The sequence below is a fragment of the Limnomicrobium aquaticum genome, from assembly GCF_040545545.1.
Classification (GTDB): Bacteria; Pseudomonadota; Alphaproteobacteria; order Rhizobiales; family Rhizobiaceae; genus Ensifer_A; species Ensifer_A aquaticum.
Genome location: NZ_JBEPMB010000002.1, coordinates 504,762 through 521,900, shown reverse-complemented (window position 1 = coordinate 521,900; position 17,139 = coordinate 504,762). Strand labels below are relative to the sequence as shown.

General features: G+C 59.5%; 20 protein-coding genes. 4 read left to right on the top strand and 16 right to left on the bottom strand.

Translation table 11 applies throughout. The annotated features are described in order from the left end of the window. Nucleotides 1–282: 282 nt before the first annotated feature. From ABID16_RS11225 to flgF, 16 genes are all read right to left on the bottom strand, one after another. Complete coding sequence (locus tag ABID16_RS11225; protein WP_354556413.1) at nt 283–1,248, bottom strand: flagellin N-terminal helical domain-containing protein; 966 nt, start codon at nt 1,246–1,248, stop codon at nt 283–285. A 296-nt stretch (nt 1,249–1,544) separates the two neighbouring features. Then, nucleotides 1,545–2,513, bottom strand: a complete 969-nt coding sequence (locus ABID16_RS11220) for a flagellin N-terminal helical domain-containing protein (protein WP_354556412.1) — start codon at nt 2,511–2,513, stop codon at nt 1,545–1,547. 227 nt (nt 2,514–2,740) lie between these two features. Beyond that, nucleotides 2,741–3,709 (bottom strand): flagellin N-terminal helical domain-containing protein, encoded by a 969-nt coding sequence (locus ABID16_RS11215; RefSeq protein WP_354556411.1) that lies wholly within the window; start codon nt 3,707–3,709, stop codon nt 2,741–2,743. A 377-nt stretch (nt 3,710–4,086) separates the two neighbouring features. After that, nucleotides 4,087–4,824 (bottom strand): flagellar type III secretion system pore protein FliP, encoded by a 738-nt coding sequence (fliP, locus tag ABID16_RS11210; protein WP_354556410.1) that lies wholly within the window; start codon nt 4,822–4,824, stop codon nt 4,087–4,089. Next, entirely contained in the window at nt 4,821–5,396 is a 576-nt protein-coding gene (locus ABID16_RS11205) for a flagellar basal body-associated FliL family protein (RefSeq protein ID WP_354556409.1), read from the bottom strand. The genes fliP and ABID16_RS11205 overlap by 4 nt, the downstream gene beginning before the upstream one ends. Nucleotides 5,397–5,421: 25 nt before the next feature. Continuing rightward, entirely contained in the window at nt 5,422–6,132 is a 711-nt protein-coding gene (flgH, locus tag ABID16_RS11200) for a flagellar basal body L-ring protein FlgH (RefSeq protein ID WP_354556408.1), read from the bottom strand. 2 nt (nt 6,133–6,134) lie between these two features. Beyond that, the gene (locus tag ABID16_RS11195; RefSeq protein ID WP_354556407.1) at nt 6,135–6,656 is read right to left on the bottom strand and encodes a MotE family protein; all 522 of its coding nucleotides are present in this window, start codon (nt 6,654–6,656) and stop codon (nt 6,135–6,137) included. After that, complete coding sequence (locus tag ABID16_RS11190; protein WP_435532412.1) at nt 6,656–7,723, bottom strand: flagellar basal body P-ring protein FlgI; 1,068 nt, start codon at nt 7,721–7,723, stop codon at nt 6,656–6,658. Before ABID16_RS11190 ends, ABID16_RS11195 begins: the two co-directional genes overlap by 1 nt. Nucleotides 7,724–7,770: 47 nt before the next feature. Then, nucleotides 7,771–8,265 carry a flagellar basal body P-ring formation chaperone FlgA gene (gene flgA / locus ABID16_RS11185; RefSeq protein ID WP_354556406.1) on the bottom strand — a complete coding sequence of 165 codons (495 nt, stop codon included), beginning with the start codon at nt 8,263–8,265 and terminating at the stop codon, nt 7,771–7,773. A gap of 17 nt (nt 8,266–8,282) precedes the next feature. Next, nucleotides 8,283–9,071 carry a flagellar basal-body rod protein FlgG gene (gene flgG, locus ABID16_RS11180; RefSeq protein WP_354556405.1) on the bottom strand — a complete coding sequence of 263 codons (789 nt, stop codon included), beginning with the start codon at nt 9,069–9,071 and terminating at the stop codon, nt 8,283–8,285. A 9-nt stretch (nt 9,072–9,080) separates the two neighbouring features. Beyond that, a complete protein-coding gene (gene fliE / locus ABID16_RS11175; RefSeq protein ID WP_354556404.1) occupies nt 9,081–9,395 on the bottom strand; it encodes a flagellar hook-basal body complex protein FliE in 315 nt (104 codons plus the stop codon). After that, complete coding sequence (gene flgC / locus ABID16_RS11170; protein WP_354556403.1) at nt 9,392–9,817, bottom strand: flagellar basal body rod protein FlgC; 426 nt, start codon at nt 9,815–9,817, stop codon at nt 9,392–9,394. Before flgC ends, fliE begins: the two co-directional genes overlap by 4 nt. Nucleotides 9,818–9,822: 5 nt before the next feature. Next, nucleotides 9,823–10,218, bottom strand: coding sequence for a flagellar basal body rod protein FlgB (gene flgB, locus ABID16_RS11165; RefSeq protein ID WP_354556402.1), 396 nt, complete (start codon nt 10,216–10,218; stop codon nt 9,823–9,825). Nucleotides 10,219–10,318: 100 nt separating this feature from the next. Continuing rightward, complete coding sequence (locus tag ABID16_RS11160; protein WP_354556401.1) at nt 10,319–10,876, bottom strand: hypothetical protein; 558 nt, start codon at nt 10,874–10,876, stop codon at nt 10,319–10,321. A gap of 31 nt (nt 10,877–10,907) precedes the next feature. Beyond that, complete coding sequence (gene fliI / locus ABID16_RS11155; RefSeq protein ID WP_354556400.1) at nt 10,908–12,302, bottom strand: flagellar protein export ATPase FliI; 1,395 nt, start codon at nt 12,300–12,302, stop codon at nt 10,908–10,910. Nucleotides 12,303–12,378: 76 nt separating this feature from the next. Continuing rightward, nucleotides 12,379–13,104 carry a flagellar basal-body rod protein FlgF gene (flgF, locus tag ABID16_RS11150; RefSeq protein ID WP_354556399.1) on the bottom strand — a complete coding sequence of 242 codons (726 nt, stop codon included), beginning with the start codon at nt 13,102–13,104 and terminating at the stop codon, nt 12,379–12,381. 205 nt (nt 13,105–13,309) lie between these two features. On the opposite strand from flgF, the gene motA reads away from it, so the two are divergent. The 4 genes from motA (at nt 13,310) to ABID16_RS11130 (ending at nt 17,042) form a co-directional block, all read left to right on the top strand. Further along, nucleotides 13,310–14,188, top strand: coding sequence for a flagellar motor stator protein MotA (gene motA / locus ABID16_RS11145; RefSeq protein ID WP_354556398.1), 879 nt, complete (start codon nt 13,310–13,312; stop codon nt 14,186–14,188). Beyond that, a complete protein-coding gene (locus ABID16_RS11140; RefSeq protein ID WP_354556397.1) occupies nt 14,188–15,162 on the top strand; it encodes a FliM/FliN family flagellar motor switch protein in 975 nt (324 codons plus the stop codon). The genes motA and ABID16_RS11140 overlap by 1 nt, the downstream gene beginning before the upstream one ends. A 252-nt stretch (nt 15,163–15,414) precedes the next feature. After that, nucleotides 15,415–15,981, top strand: coding sequence for a flagellar motor switch protein FliN (fliN, locus tag ABID16_RS11135; RefSeq protein ID WP_354556396.1), 567 nt, complete (start codon nt 15,415–15,417; stop codon nt 15,979–15,981). A gap of 20 nt (nt 15,982–16,001) precedes the next feature. Beyond that, nucleotides 16,002–17,042 carry a flagellar motor switch protein FliG gene (locus ABID16_RS11130; RefSeq protein WP_354556395.1) on the top strand — a complete coding sequence of 347 codons (1,041 nt, stop codon included), beginning with the start codon at nt 16,002–16,004 and terminating at the stop codon, nt 17,040–17,042. Nucleotides 17,043–17,139 lie beyond the last annotated feature (97 nt).

The window sequence follows — 17,139 nt, the reverse complement described above, 5'->3', positions numbered from 1 at the left end:
GCCCAATTTTGCCCTGGGGCCTGTCCGCGTTCTTAACGAAGCTTTAATCCCGTTAAGGTTAACAAATATTTAACGCGGTTAGCAAGTTGTTAATTTGACTGAAGAATGAATTACCGGACGGAGTGTGTGTCAACTATTTATTAATTATTTCAAATACTTAGATATGTTCTGCCAAATGAGCGAAAAGCCGCACCACACAAGGTGGTACGGCTTCTCCATGACCCTCTGGACCAAAGCGACCGTCTGTCTGCCCGCTCTGGGGGGACAGTGATTCGCGTCAGTTTATCTGAAGAGCGACATGATGTTCTGACCGGCCGAGTTGGCGATCGACAGCGACTGGATGCCCAGCTGCTGCTGCGTCTGCAGCGCCTTCAGCTTGGTCGATTCCTGGTTCATGTCTGCATCGACCAGTCGGCCAACGCCCTTGCCGATCACGTCCTGCAGGTCGGCGACGAACGAGTTCTGCAGCTGGATGCGGGTCGAGGTGGCACCGAGTGTGGATGCGACCGAAGTAATGTTCGTCAGCATCTTATCGACTGCCGAGATCATGCCTTCAATGTTCTGGTCGCTCGTGCCGGTCGTCAACTTGACTTCCGTACCGGATGCAGATGTCGTAGACTTCGCATCAATGAGGAAGTAAGTTGCCGTCGTCGTGCCGGTCGAGTTGGCGATCGGCTGGTTGACGGTGATGTCCTTCGTCAGCTGGCCTTGTGCTGCCGTCCCGGTATCAACGAGGATCGAATTGGCAGAGTTGAACTTCAGCGTGTTGACCGAAACGTTGCCCGTGGTATCGCGGGTAAACGAACCGACCATTTCCTTCGTGCCGGCGGTGCCGGTCGTATTGTAAAGCCAGTTCTCACCGGAGAACGACGCAGACTTGGAGATGGAGGTCAGCTGCGACTTCAGTTCGGTGATTTCGGAGTTGATCTTGGTCTTGTCGACACCCGGTTCGCGGGCTGCAACGAGTTTGGCCTTGATCTCATCGATAACCGAGATGGACGAGGTCAGGCCGGTATAGGCCGTGTCGGTCTTCGCAGCGGCCAAACCCAGCGCGTCACCGACGGTAGAAAGAGCCTTGTTGTCCGAACGCATGGTCGTAGCGATCGACCAATATGCGGCGTTGTCGGAGGCGGTATTCACGCGGAAGCCCGACGAGATCGCGTTCTGCGTTTGGGACATGTTCATGTCAATGGTGCGCAACGTCTGCAAAGCAGCCATTGCGGAAGTGTTCGTCATAATGCTGGTCATGTTTACTGCCCCTGTGTTTGACAGACTAGAATTTAAGGGGGGTCATGCCGGATTCATTTACGGCAACGTCGCTGCAGCATCATGCTCGATAACCAACTGTTAAGGTTAACGCGTCGTTTCAATGTGCTCAGGAAACACCAACATCGTTAATGAAGGCTAAATGGGAATATTTTGCGCACCTAGTAAATCTAACCATTTACATTTAGCTGTTCAGACAAAAAAGGGCCGCCCGGCGGGCGACCCTTGGTGTTTTTTTGCCTGTTCGAGGGCGTATTCGCCCTCGCCTATCCTGCCGCTTAGCGGAAGAGGGACAGGACGCTCTGGCTGTCGGAATTGGCGATCGAGAGCGACTGGATGCCAAGCTGCTGCTGCGTCTGCAGCGCCTTCAGCTTAGTCGATTCCTGGTTCATGTCGGCATCGACGAGACGACCGACACCCTTGCCGATCACGTCCTGGAGATCGGCCACGAAGTTGTTCTGCAACTGGATGCGGCTGGACGTCGCACCCAGCGTCGAGGCAACCGACGTCATGCTGGAAAGCATGCTGTCGACGGCGGAGATCATGCCTTCGATGTTCTGGTCGTTGGTGCCGGTTGTCAGCTTGATTTCGGTGCCGCTGGCAGAGGTCGTCGACTTGGCGTCGATGAGGAAGTAGGTTGCCGTCGTCGTGCCGGTCGAGTTGGCAATCGGCTGATTGTTGACCGTGATCGCCTTTGTCAGCTGGCCCTGGGCTGCCGAGTTGGTATCGATGAGAACCGATTTGGAGGCATCGAACTTGAGCGTGTTGATCGCGACATTGCCGGTGGTGTCGCGGGTGAACGAGCCGACCATTTCCTTGGTGCCGGCGGTGCCGGTCGTATTGTAAAGCCAATTCTCACCGGAGAACGAAGCAGACTTCGAAATCGAGCTAAGCTGCGACTTCAGTTCGGTGATTTCCGAATTGACCTTTGTCTTGTCGACACCCGGTTCGCGGGCAGCAACGAGCTTGGACTTGATTTCGTCCACAACGGAGATGGAGGCGTTGAGGCCCGTATAGGCCGTGTCGGTCTTGGCAGCGGCAAGGCCAAGTGCGTCGCCGACCGTCGAAAGTGCCTTGTTGTCGGAACGCATGGTGGTTGCGATCGACCAGTAGGCGGCATTGTCGGAGGCTTTGGAAACGCGCAGGCCGGAGGAGATCGCGCTCTGCGTGTCGTCCATCTGCGAGGAAATGCCACGAAGAGTCTGGAGCGCAGACATGGCTGCGCCGTTCGTCATAATGCTGGTCATGGGTTGTCCCTGAAACACAATACTCAAGAGGGACATGCCGGCGCGAACCGGCGGCTGCGGGGAAAGCATCATGCGACCGTGGTTAACGGCCCCGCTGAACCGAATAATCAAACATCAAGCTTAACATATGTTGAAAGACGTTCAGCAGAATTGATGATACCTCAAATGCAAAAGCCGCGCCCGGAGGCGCGGCTCTCGTTTCAACCGGGAACGGTTTAGCCGATGGATCAGCGGAAGAGCGACAGGACGCTCTGGCTGTCCGAGTTGGCGATCGACAGGGCCTGGATGCCAAGCTGCTGCTGCGTCTGCAGCGCCTTCAGCTTGGTCGATTCCTGGTTCATGTCGGCATCGACGAGGCGGCCGACGCCCTTGGAGATCACGTCCTGCAGATTGTTGACGAAGTCGTTCTGCATCGAGATGCGGCTGTTGACGGCACCGAGCTTCGAAGCCGAGTCGGTGAGGTTCGTCAGCATCGAGTCGACGGCAGAGATCATGCCTTCGATATTCTGGTCGTTGGTGCCGGTCGTCAGCTTGATTTCAGTGCCGCTGGCGGACGTGGTCGACTTGGCGTCGATGAGGAAGTAGGTCGCCGTCGTCGTGCCGGTCGAGTTGGCAATCGGCTGGTTGTTGACCGTGATAGCCTTCGTCAGCTGACCGCCGCTGGCAGCGTTGGTGTCGATCAGCACCGAGTTGCCTGCGTTGAACTTGAGTGTATTGATCGAGACGTTGCCCGAAGTATCACGGGTGAAGGAACCGACCATTTCCTTTGTGCCGGCGGTGCCGCTGGTGTTGTAGAGCCAGTTTTCACCCGAGAACGAAGCAGACTTCGAGATGGAGGTCAGCTGCGACTTCAGTTCGGTGATTTCCGAATTGATCTTGGTCTTGTCGACACCCGGTTCGCGGGCGGCAACAAGCTTGGACTTGATCTGGTCGACGACCGAGATCGAAGCGTTGAGACCGGTGTAAGCCGTATCGGTCTTTGCAGCAGCAAGACCGAGAGCGTCGCCAACGGTGGAGAGAGCCTTGTTGTCCGAACGCATCGTGGTCGCAATCGACCAGTAAGCGGCGTTGTCGGAGGCCTTGGACACGCGAAGACCGGAGGAGATCGCGCTCTGTGTGTCGTCCATCTGCGAGGAGATGCCGCGCAGCGTCTGCAGGGCAGACATAGCTGCGCCGTTCGTCATAATGCTAGTCATTGGGATTGTCCCTTTACGCAAAACAAAAACAGGGACATACCGGGTCTAAACTTGGTACCGGCGACGACGGAGAGGCATCATGCCGCCCGTGGATTTATTCCCCCTCCAGGCCCGTCATACAGGCAGGACTATGGCGCCCCAAATATTACCGAAAACCTAATTTCGGGGTTTGGCGGCCGGTGGCACCGAATCATATGAAATAGAGTCTTAACATCCGTCAGTCGGCCGAAGGTATGTCTCACAAAGACGCTCAATTGCTCCGTGAAGGGACAAGAGAGCCTGGAACATTTCCTCATTTCATCGAAACGCGGAAATGTTCTATCTCTTTGTTTTAAGCAATTCCGGACGGAAAACCGGTTGCCACTTTCCCGGAGTTGCTAGAGAAACGATCGCGTCAGGCTGCCGACCAGCAGATTCCAGCCATCGATCAGCACGAAGAACAGGATCTTGAACGGCAACGAAATTGAGGTTGGCGGCAGCATCATCATGCCCATGGCCATCGTAATGGTCGCGACGATGAGGTCGATGACGAGGAAGGGAAGCACGATCAGGAAGCCGATTTCGAAACCGCGGCGGATCTCCGAAATCATGAAGGCCGGCACGATGACACGCAGATCGACCTTGCCGTCGGTCTCCGTCGTTTGCCCCTTCTCGCGCGCGATATCGACGAACAGCTTCAGATCCTTGTCACGCGTATTGGCCATCATGAAGTCGCGGAAGGGGCCGTAGATCTTCGGCAGAGCCTCCGTTTCGTTGATCTTGCTGTCCAGCATGGGTTTGATCCCCTCCTGCCAGGACTTATCGAAGACCGGCGTCATGACGTAGAAGGTCATGAACAGTGCGAGGCTCGTCAGGATCATGTTGGACGGCGTTGTCGCCAGGCCCATGCCCGATCTCAGGATGGAGAAGGCGATCACGAAGCGGGGAAAGCTCGTGACCATGATGAGAATGCCCGGCGCGATGGAAAGGACCGTCAGCAGCCCCAGCGTCCGGATGATCCAGGACGCCACCGAGCCGCTGACCGGGGCCTGTGTCAGGAAATCGGGAAGCTGCTGCGCAAAGCTGCCGGCGGGGAGAAGGACGATGAGCGTCGTGAAGAAGAGAAGCTTTTTCATTGCACCACAAACGTCCTGAACATCACGTCCTTCACACGGCCCTCGGTTCTCAGCGCCGCGCGCTCCTTGATATCCTGCCGCAGGTATTCAAACCCGCGAGCGCTCTGGATCTGCTGCAGTGAGACGGTGCGGATATAGGCCATGATGTCCTGGTGCACTTCCTCGGCCGTTTTCTCGTCTGGCTTGTCGCCAAACAGCAGGGCGACCTCCAGCCGAACCCAGCTCTGCGACGGATAGGCCAGATTGCTGGTGATCGGCTCAAGCGCGACGACGTTATTCTCGGCATTGGCGAGTTTGGGGACCCCGCCGCCCTCTTCCTTCTTGCCGCCCTTTTTTTCGCCGCCCGCCTCTGCGGCGGCGATCTCCGCCTGTTCGGCGGCTTTCTTGGCGATCTCGTCCTTCTTTTCCTGGGTAATGAACTTGTCGGAGATGCTCTTGCCCAGGAACCAGCCGCCGCCGCCGGCAATCAACGACAGGACGAGGACGATAACGATGGTGACCACGAGGCCACCACCCTTCTTCTTTCCGCCTTCCTCGCCTTCGCCTTCCGGCGGTGCTTCCGGTTCTGCCATTGTCCTGGTGTCCTCGCTTCAGCCGTCAGAAGGGCGAGAAGAGATCGACTGCCTGCTGACCCCATGGCGGCTGCTGGACTTCCGTCAGGCGTCCACGGCCACCGTAGGAGATGCGGGCCTCGGCGATGCGTTCATACGAGATCTGGTTGTCGGAATTGACGTCCTGCGGACGAACGATACCGCCCACATTCAGGATTCGCAGTTCCTGGTTGACGCGTACTTCCTGCGAACCCGAAATGACAAGATTGCCGTTTTCGAGAATGCCGGTCACGACTGCCGCGACCATCAGCGTGAGCTTTTCGGCGCGCTTGGTCGAGCCCGAGCCGGTCGACGAGGTATCGGAAGCGCCGTTGATGTCGGCGGACAGCGACGGAGAGACCATGGCACTCTTGGCATTCAGCCCGAACTTCATGTCCTCGGAATTCTGGCGGCTTCGCTTCGTGTCGTTGTTGAACGAAGCGTTGTCGTTGATCTGGATCTTGACGGTCATGATGTCGCCGACCTTCAAGGCGCGGGAGTCCTTGAACAGCGCCGCCTGATTGTCGTTCCAGAGCGAATAGCCGGATGCGACCTGCTGCGGACGCTTCGGATAAAGCGCCATTTCCTGCGTCTGGCCATAACGCAGGCCGCTGCCGATCGGACTCATGGCCGGCGCGCGGCCGATTTCGTTCACGGCCTGACTTCCGCATCCGGCCAAAGGCATCAGAAGAGCAAAAATGAGTGGGAGTTTCTTCATGATTAACCTTTTTTGGCCGGAGCAGCTGCAGCGCTGGAAATCAGCCCCGTCAGTTTTGCTGCCTTGGCAGGGTCCATTTCACTCAAGATCAACCCGGACTGACGCGGGGTGAGCTTCATCAGGATGGCGGCCGCGACATACACGTCCACTTCCGCCAGTCGCGGAGCCGCAGCGTCCGGCTTCATATTCTTGTAGATGTCGACAAGATCCTGGCGCGCCATGTCGATGAAATCGTTGCGCTTCTTCAGCCAGTCCTGATATTCGTTGCGGCGCTCCTCAAGCGCCTGAATGCGGACATCAACATCGGCCTTGAGCTTTTCGAGGTCCTGCTTCTGCATCAGGTAGCGCCGGTCGCGCGCCGGATCGACGACGTTCGAGCAATATTGCTGGATTTCGTCGATACTCGCATTGGCGGGCGGCGCAGAGGGCGTATCATTGGCCATGGCCGAAACCGTCCCCAGCAGACAGACCGATGCGGCCAGTCGCCAAGCGGTTCTCGCCACCTTTGTACCGAGCGCGGCCATCACTGCACCACCAGTTCGGCATTCAATGCGCCTGCGGACTTGATGCCCTGCAGGATGGCAATGACGCCATCGGGCTTCACGCCAATGCTGTTGAGACCGGTCACCAGGCTCTTCAGATCGGGACCGTTGAGGATAGCCACGGTGCCACTGTCGGCCGTCGCCTTGATGTCCGTCTGCGGCTGGACCGCCGTCACGCCCTGACTGAAGGGGCTGGGTTGCGAAATCTGCGGCGTTTCGGTGACCTGCACGGTCAGCGTCCCGTAGCTGACCGCCACCTTGGAAACCTTCACGTCGGCGCCGATGACGATCGTGCCCGTCCGTTCGTTGACCACCACCTTGGCCGGCGTGTCGGTCTCGACGGCGAGATTTTCGATATCGGCCATGAGGCGCGCGAGGTCCGCCTGTTTGGGCTTGGCCACTGCGACTTCCTGCGAATCCGTGGCCTCGGCGATCGGTGCGCCGTAGCGGGCCCTGGCCCAGGCGTTAATGGCATCCGAAATTCCGACAGCCGTCGTGAAGTCGGGGTTTCGCAGCTGAAGTACGAGATTGACCCCGTCCTTGAAGCGGGACGGCAGAGGGCGCTCGATGATCGCGCCGCCGGGGATGCGGCCGGAGGTCGGCACGCCCTGGGTCACGGACGCGGCTGCGCCGTCGGCCGAGAAACCGGAAACGATAACGGAGCCTTGCGCCACCGCGTAGATCTGGCCATCGGCGCCGGTCAGCGATGTCATGACCAGCGTGCCGCCGCGCAGGTTCGTGGCATCACCCATGGACGAGACGGTGATATCGATGCGGCTGCCGGGGCTGGCAAAGGGCGGAAGCGTGGCGGTCACCATGACGGCGGCAACGTTCTTCGTCCGGCTCTGGCCGCCTTGCGTCGAAATGCCGAGGTTTTGCAGCATGGCGCGCATGGACTGCTCGGTGAACGGTGCGGACCGCAGGCTGTCGCCGGTGCCCTGCAGGCCGACGACGAGGCCATAGCCGATCAGCTGGTTGTCACGGCCGGCCTGCAGCGACGCGATATCCTTGATTCGGGATGTTGCAAAAGCAGACTGACCGTCTGCCATGATGAAGCAGACGGCGAACAGGAAAGCAGCGATTTGGCGCAGGCATTTCATTTTGCTACCACCTGGACAATGCCCGGACTGAGGATCGTCCCGCTGACCGTCAAACCGGAATCGGCATTGCGGACACGAATGAGTTCCCCGACGCTGCCGTCCTGAAGCGGCATGCCGAGCGCCGTGATCTGCAGGGAGCCGTTGCTGTAGAGCAGCCGGACCTGCTGACCGTGGGTCACGGCAAAGGGTTCGCGCAGGGAGGCCTTGCTGATGGCACGGTCGGGGATGAGGGTCGCCTTGGTGATCATGCCTTCGACCTGCGAGAAGTCGGTAGCGAAATCGCCTGCAAAATCCGGGTTGGTGACCTCGACGCGGCGAAGCTGTCCAGACTGGATCACCTGACCGGGATAGATGACCGCTGTCGGAACCATGGCATAACGCCTGCCCTCTTCGCCGGGCCCAGCAATGGCGGCAAAGGCCGACAGAAGCGTGACCGCCCAGGCGGCAATGAGTGTCTTCATGACATTGCGTTTTTGCAGTCGGCGCATCATGCCCAACCTCCAGAATTTTACCTCAGATTCTTCGAGACCACGGAAGCCATGTCGTCGGCGGCCTGAATGACCTTGGAATTCATTTCGTAAGCACGCTGGGCCGAGATCAGGTCCGTGATTTCCTTCACCGGATCCACATTCGAGGCTTCCAGATAGTTCTGCTGCAGCTTGCCGAAGCCCGGATCGTTCGGCACACCGACCGTCGGATCGCCGGAGGCGGCCGTCTGGCGGAACAGGTTGTCGCCCATCGCGTCCAGACCGGCATCGTTGATGAAAGTTGCAATCGTGATCTGGCCGAGCTGGGTCGCGTTGGTGTCGTTGCCAACCATCGCGAAGACCTGCCCGGTGTTGTTGATCGTAATGTTCTTCGCGTCGATCGGAACGGTGATGTTCGGGATGACCTGCGCACCAGACAGCGTCACGAGCTGGCCTTGCGCATTCACGTTGAAGGCACCGTCGCGGGTATAGACCGTGCTGCCATCGGCAGCCTGAACCTGGAACCAGCCCTTGCCAACGATTGCCACGTCGAACGGGTTGCTGGTCGAGGTGAGCTGGCCCTGTTCATGCAGATTGCGCACGGCTGCCGTCTTGACGCCGAGACCGATATTGACGCCTTCCGGCACGATCGAGCCGTTGGCGGCGTTGGAAATGCCGGCCTGACGCTCCGTCTGGTAGAGAAGGTCGGTGAACTCGGCGCGAGCGCGCTTGAAGCCCGTCGTATTGATGTTGGCGATGTTGTTCGAAATGACTTCGAGATTGGTCTGCTGGGCATTCATGCCGGTTGCAGCTATGGATAGAGCTCTCATCGGCGGTCCTCAGATTGGCATTTTCGTGATGTCGAGATAGGCGGAGACGACCTTGTCGCGGATGGCGATGGCCGTCTGGAGCGAGCGATCGGCGTTCATGACCGCATCGACCACTTCGCGGGTCGATGCCTTGCCCTCGACACCCTTGTAGGACATCGTTTCGGCATTCTTCAGCTCGCCGAACATGTCGGTCGCGGCATTCTTCAACACATCGACGAAGCTTGGGCCCGCGGCCTTGGCAGCATCCTCGGCCGTCGTCGCTGCCTTGCTGGCGACGCTCGACAGGTTCTGCACCAGCGAGGACAGGGAGATGGGGTCTATCATGACGAGCTCCTCAAGAGGTCGATGGTCGAGCTGATCATGTCACGCGCCTGCTTGATCGCCTGGAGATTGGCCTCATAGCTGCGGTTTGCCTCGCGCATGTCCGCCATTTCGATCAGCGGATTGACGTTCGGCATCTTGACATAGCCGTCCTTGTTGGCCGCCGGATTGCCGGGGTCGAATTCGAGATTGAAGGCGCTGGTATCGTCGAAGACCTTCTGGATCTTGACTTCCGCTATGCCGGTTGCGCGGTCCACATGCGCGGCAAAGCTCACCATCTTGCGGCGATAGGGTTCAGAGCCGGGCGTCTCGCCCGTCGAACGGACATTGGCCAGGTTTTCCGATACGATGCGCAGGCGCGTCGATTGCGCATCCATGCCGGACGCGGAAATCTTCAGACTTGCGGAAAGCGGATCGACAATCATCCCGGCTATCTCCTGACGACCATCAGCATCATCTTGTTCAGCGACTTCACCAGACCCGCGTTCAGCTCGTAATCCTGACGCGCTTCGCTCGCCTTGATCATTTCCTGCGCGAGGCCGACATTATTGCCCGAGGCGCTGACCTTGCCGGACTTGTCTTCCACCTGGCGGATGCTCATCGTCTGCTGGCTTGCGTCGGCGAAGTGCATCGGATTGGTCGAGGCAAGGTTGACGCCATCGCTGCGCGAGGTCGCGGCATCGAGAAATTCAGTAAAGGGGACGAGATCCTTGGCCTTGTAGCCGGGGGTGTCGGCGTTGGCGACGTTCGTGGAAATCACGCTCTGGCGGACAGACAGCCACTGCGCCTGCTGCGAGGCGAGTTGAAAAAACTGTATAGGCTGCATCGCCCGCTCCGTACTTTCCAGCTGATCATAGCTATGAGACAGAACGTAAGGGGTTAAACTTGCGTGGGACTTGCACCCGCCCGGCATCAGGCGGGCAGTGTCAATTCACCCGGAGCGTGGTTCCGTTCGAGGTCGTCAGAACCCATTGCCCGCCCTGCTGCTCGATCGAGACAAGCTTGCTGTTGTCGGGCAGAATCTCGCCTACACCCACCATGTAGATACCGCGGCCATCCTCCACGAGCGCGCGACCGCCTGCGACGTGCAGGAGACGGAATGTGCCGGCAGCGCCGGGCATCGGCTGATCGAGCCCGCCTGCATCGCCCCTCGACTTTTTCCGGTCCGCGTCGTCGCCTGGAACCGTGGCCGTGGTGATGTCATCAAGCCCCGGTGGAACCTGCATGGCAAGACCCGGCGGCCGCTGGTTGATGTTGATGCTGGCCGACGGCGAAACGGAAAAGACAGGTTTTGGCGCGAAGACGGGAAGATCTCGCCGCATGTTCTGGACCATCTGTCCGTATTTGGGCGCGAACTGTTCGTAGTTGAAGAAAACGTACCAGGGGAAGAATGCGGCAAACACCGCCAGCGCTACGCCGGTTGCGGAAAGCGCCATGTCCACGCGGTCCATGGCGTCGCTGGATCGCGGCGGCTCCTTTTGCATTCTGATCGGTTCCCCATCCTCGATCATCTTGTCAGTTCCTTCGAATGTTGGCCGGCTGTGCCTGCGGCATGGAAGCGTTTCGCAATGCCGCAGCCAGATCGGCAAAGGCGTCCGGCGACGGCGGATCGCCCGGTGACTGCTTCAGCATCTCGTAGATGGTCGGGACCTGTCTGACCGCCATGTCCACTTCCGGATCGGATCCGGGGCGATAGCCCCCGATAAGGCGCAGGTCGCTCGTTTCCTCGTATTTGTGGATCAGCGATTTCAACCGCGAGACCAGCTTTTCCTCGTCCGGCGTCCAGGCCTTCCGGGCCAGTCGCGAGATCGAGGCCAATGGATTGATTGGCGGATAACGCCCCTCCTCCGCAAGCGACCGCTCCATGACAATATGGCCGTCGAGGATACCGCGCGTGGAGTCTGCGATCGGGTCATTGTGATTGTCGCCATCGACAAGGATGGAAATGATCGCGGTGATCGTACCCTTGCCCTCTTCACCCGGTCCGGCGCGTTCGAGAAGGCGCGGGAGTTCGGTGAACACGGAGGCCGGATAGCCGCGCGCCACTGGCGGTTCACCGGAGGCGACCGCCACTTCGCGGATGGCATGAGCAAAACGGGTCACGCTGTCGACGATAAGCAGGACGTTATCGCCGTCATCACGGAACTGTTCGGCGATGGTGACGGCCGACAGCGGCGCCATCTTGCGCAACATCGGGCTTTCGTCGCTGGTCGCGACGATGGCCACGGACTTGCGCAGGTTGTCGCCCAGCGTATCCTCGATGAATTCGCGCACTTCGCGGCCACGTTCACCGACCAGCGCGATGACCACGCGGTCGAAGGAATCGGCGCGGGCCAGCATGGACAGAAGCGTCGACTTGCCGACGCCGGAACCAGCGAAGATGCCGAGACGCTGTCCGAGGCAGAGCGGCGAGAAGATGTCGATGGCTTTCACGCCGGTCTTGAAGCCGCGCTCCACCCGCGAGCGCAGCATGGAAGGCGGCGCATTGGCCGAAATCGGGCGCCGCACCGGGCCCTGCACCATCGGTCCCAGGCCGTCGATCGGATCGCCCAGCGCGTTGATCGTCCGTCCGCACCAGCTCGAATCGGGCGCGAGACGGAAAGCGCCCTTGCGCAGCACGACATCGCCGATGCCGATCGGCTCGCCCGGTTCGATCGGGCAGACGAAGACGGCATCCGGTTCGACACGGACGACTTCGCCGAGATGGACACCCGTCGCCGTCGTGTGACCGACGAAATCGCCGAGCCTGACATGCCTGGAAAGACCGGTGACGGTGTAGTGGCCGGCGGCAATCGTCTTGACCCGCCCGCCGGGCGCGGAAAGCTGTTCGGCCGGTGCGTACTGAGCCGTGACACGCGAGAGCGCTTCGAGCCTTGACGCAGCGCTACGGTCGCGAGCACTTTCCATCATGCTGCGGCGCTCCCAAGGAGCGGCTCGGCTCGCGAAATCGGCGTCAACAGGCGATCAGGGAAGGCTGCCCTCAAGATCATGACTTCGACCCGAGGCTCTTGATGGCTTCTTCAAGCGAGGTTTCGTTCTTCTGCATCGAGGCGGAAATATCGTCGAAATTGCGCTGGACCATGATCAGACGCGTCATTTCCTGCACCGGATTGGCGTTGGACTCTTCAACGAAACCCTGCACCACGCCAGCATCGATGCGGTCGACGACGGCCTGCGAGCCTGCAGCGGGAATGAAGGCCGAACCGCCGACACGCTGGTAGCCGTTGTTCATGTTGGCCTCGAACAGACCCAGCACGGCCGCACGCTGTCCGTCCACCTGGAGGGAGCCGTCGTTCCCGAGATCCACCTTGGCGCCGCGCGTGGCGATCTGGATCGGCGATCCGCCGGCATCGAGAACGGGATAACCCTGAACCGTCACCAGGCCGCCGCTGGGCGTCAGCGAGAAGCGACCGTCGCGGGTGAGCGCCGGGCCGGAGGGCGTTTGCACCTGAAAGTAGGCATTGCCGCGAATGGCGAAGTCGAACGAGTTGCCCGTCGGGGTCAGTGCCCCGTTCTTCTCCGACAGGAACTCCTTGCCGGGATCGACATAGTGCACTTCGGTTCCGCCACTCTTCTGCAGGACGTCCTGAAACTTGATCTCGGTTGCACGGAAGCCAACCGTATTCAGGTTTGCCACGTTGTCTGCGAGGGTCGACAGACGCTGCTCGAGCGCGACCTGCGAAGACAGTGACACGTATATGCCGGTTTCCATGAAGGTTCCAAAATGCGGGAGGAGTGGAATTTGCGGCCAATGTGCGGTGCTCGCCTTGCGCGAGGCTTTATCCGGCCTGTCGCATATTCGTCACGGTTCAAGACGGGGATCAATAAGCTGCGGGATGGTCATCTCTGCCAGCCTCACGCAAGGGAAAATTCATACCAGAGTGTTCGTATGTCGTTTTCGACGGGAGTATTCTGGCATGAACATGATCATCGGTCTGGTCGTGACCTTCGGCTGCGTGTTTGGCGGCTACATGGCGGCGGGCGGGCATTTCGGCGTTCTTGTACAGCCGTACGAACTCCTCGAAATCATCGGGGCTGCCGTCGGCGGCTTCATTATCGCCAACCCGATGAAGGTCATCAAGGACACCGGGAAAGCGCTGGGCGAAGCGCTCGGCAACAAGGTTCCACACGAACGTCACTATCTCGACATGCTGGGCGTGCTCTACGCGCTGATGCGCGACCTGCGCACCAAGTCGCGCAACGAGATCGAAGCGCATATCGACAATCCGGAAGAATCCTCGATCTTCCAGGCGGCTCCGACGGTTCTGGCGAACCACGAACTCACCGCCTTCATCTGCGATTATGTCCGCCTCATCATCATCGGCAATGCACGAAGCCACGAAATCGAAGCGCTGATGGACGAGGAAATCAACACGATCGAGCACGACAAGCTGAAGCCGCACAATGCGTTGAACGGCATGGGCGACGCCATGCCCGCCATCGGTATCGTCGCGGCCGTTCTCGGCATCATTCACACCATGGGCGCGATCAGCGAGCCGCCGGAAGTGCTCGGCGAACTCATCGCCGCCGCTCTCGTCGGTACATTCGCCGGTATCTTGATCTCCTATTGTATTCTCCAGCCGATCTCGGCCTCGGTGAAGGTGGTGCGCGAAAAGCAGAACCGCCTCTATGTCATCGTCAAGCAGACGCTGCTGGCTTACATGAACGGCTCGGTTCCGCAGGTTGCCCTCGAATATGGCCGCAAGACGATCTCGGCGAAGGAACGTCCGTCCATCGACGCGGTCGAGCAGGAAATGATGAACCCGGGCGGCGGCGGTGACGCGAAGGCGGCATAATGTCTGAGGCTGCGGAAAACATATCCACTTCAGAGGACGCTTCCCCCGAAGCATCGGCGGCGTTCGACCCGACGTTGCTCGCCCGGATGACGGGCGAACTCGGCGATGCACCGAGCCTTGAGCGGATATGCTCCGAACTCACCGCAGCCTATATCGAATATCTTCCCGATATCTTCCACAGCGAAACCGGCTTCAAGATCGAGTTGCGGTTTGCCTCCATGAAGACGGGCCTGAAGGAAGAATTGCTGGCGACGCTCGGCGAAACGACGGCTCTTTGCGACGCCTCGCTCCGCGGCTGGTGCCCGGAATTTACCATGGGCTGCGGCGGCGCCTTTGTGATGACGCTGGTGGAAGCCATGCTCGGTGCACCGCCGGAAATGATCGAACCGCCAACGGAACGGGTTCTCTCCAAGATCGAACTCGACCTGACCGAGATGATCTTCTCGAAGGTCGCCAATGTGCTACGCACGTCCGTGGCGACCGGCGGCAATTTCGAGCCGGTTCTCGCCAATCCCTACAATGCCGGTGACCGTCCGAAACCACCGGAAGGGTATCGCGATCCCAATGCCGCGCTGATCAGTTTCATTGTCACCTTCGGCAAGACGGAATCGATGATCCATATCGCTGTACCGCAGCGGAACCTTCTGAAAACGAAGGTGACGACGGCGAAGTCTGCGGCGGCTGGGCGCACCAAGAAGGAATGGACCGAGCAGATCAAGGAACAGGTGCAGCGCTCGCAGGTCTCTGTGGAAGCGCGGATCAATCTGCAGACCCAGACACTCGGCATCATCAGCAAGCTTCAGGTCGGCGACGTCATCCCGTTCGAAGACCTGGGCGACGTCAAGGTGCAGGTGAATGCAAACGGCAAGGAACTCTATTTCGGAGAGTTTGGCCGCAGCGGCACCAGGTATACGGTGCGCGTGACGGATACCTATTCGACCGAAAGCGACCTTCTGGAACATCTGATCGGCTGATCTTCGGCGACGGCCGTCACGCACGGCCACCAAGCGATTTTCCGCACCGAGTCGCGCGCGCCACACCTGCGATAAATTCCCTCAAACGATCTGTTCCAGACCCGCGAAGCAATCGTTTTTAAAGAAGAATCAGCTAAGAATTCTTCATAGTCGCGTCGACATGAGGGCGGGCGCGAAATCTTTGACATGTAAGCGCTTGGCGGTGGCACTCTGGTCACGCCTGGCGCAAGTTTGAACTGGAATAACTCGGGCATGGCAAAACAGACGACGAAAACCGGAGAAGCGCCCGTCGAGGATGATATCCTCGCGAATTTCTCGTCTGATGCTCCCGACCTCGACGCCGGTCTTGACGATCAGATCGACAGTCTCCGTGGCGTGCTGAAAAGTGACGCGGAAGGCGGACTGCCGGATCTCGGCGATGGCGGCGGTTTCGATTTCGACGCCTCTGGCGGCGGCGGCATGGGCGATGCCGACATATCGCAGTTCGGCGGTGGTTTCGGCGGCGGCATGGATGCCGGCTTCGGCGGCGGATCGTCCGCAATGAGCCACACGGTCGGCAGCGCCCTGCACGCCAATCTCGATCTCATCATGGACATTCCGATCGATGTGCAGATCGTGCTGGGTAACAGCCACATGCATGTCGCGACGCTGATGAACCTGACCGAGGGCGCAACCATTGCTCTCGACCGCAAGATCGGGGACCCCGTGGAAGTCGTCGTCAACGGCCGCCAGATCGGCCGCGGCGAAATCACGGTTCTCGATGAAGACAATACCCGCTTCGGCATTCGAATGATCGAAGTCAAAGCGATCAAACGATAGAATACAGGTACCGGAAAGCCATGATGGATTTCGAGGAATTCGAGGAGCAGGCCTCTTACAAGCCGTTGACGCCGCCAGAGAAGGCTGCGGCAGTCCTCCTGTCCATGGGCAAGGGCGTTGCCAGCAAACTTCTGAAATTCTTCACCCAGCATGAGCTTCAGGTGATCATACGCTCCGCGCAGAACCTGCGCTCGATACCCCCGCACGAGCTGATCGAACTCACCAACGAATTCGAAGACCTCTTCACCGAGGGCGCCGGCCTGATGGACAATGCCAAGGCGATGGAGAGCATTCTCGAAGAAGGCCTGACGCCGGATGAGGTCGACAATCTTCTCGGTCGCCGTGCCACGTTCCAGGGCCTTGAAGCAACCTCTATCTGGGAACAACTCGGTGAGGCCGATCCGCTTTTCGTCGCGAACTTCCTGGAAAAGGAACATGCGCAGACGGCCGCCTATATTCTCTCTATGGTTCCTTCGAGCTTCGGCGCCAAGGTGCTGATGGAACTGAGCGAAGAACGCCGCGCCGATGTTATCAACCGCACGGTCAATCTCAAGCAGGTCAGCCCGAAGGCAGCGGAGATCATCGAAAACCGCGTCGTCGAACTGATGCGCGCCATGGACGCGGAGAAGAACGCGACCGGCACGGTCAAGGTCGCCGAACTGATGAACGAGCTGGAGAAGGAACAGGTCGAACAGCTGCTCGGCGCGCTGGAATCGCTCAGCAAGGAAGCCGCCGAAAAGGTTCGTCCACGCATCTTCCTCTTCGAAGACCTGCTCACCATGCCGCAGCGCAGCCGCGTCACGCTCTTCAACGACATTTCCGCCGACGTCATCACCATGGCGCTGCGGGGCTCGCCGATGGATATCCGCGAGGCTGTCCTCTCGGCTATCGGCGCGCGCCAGCGCCGCATGATCGAATCCGATCTCGGCTCCGGCACCACGGGCATCAATCCGCGCGACATCGCGGTTGCCCGACGCTCGATCGCGCAGGAAGCCATTCGCCTTGCGAACAACAACCAGATAGAATTGAAGGAAAAGGGCGAGTCGTCGGCAGCAGCCTGACGCGCCTTTCCTGTCAACGTCGCCATGGGCCGCGCATGACGCGCTCTGGCTATTGCGCATGTCGTCGTCGCAAGACCTTCATAGGCTTACTCGACAT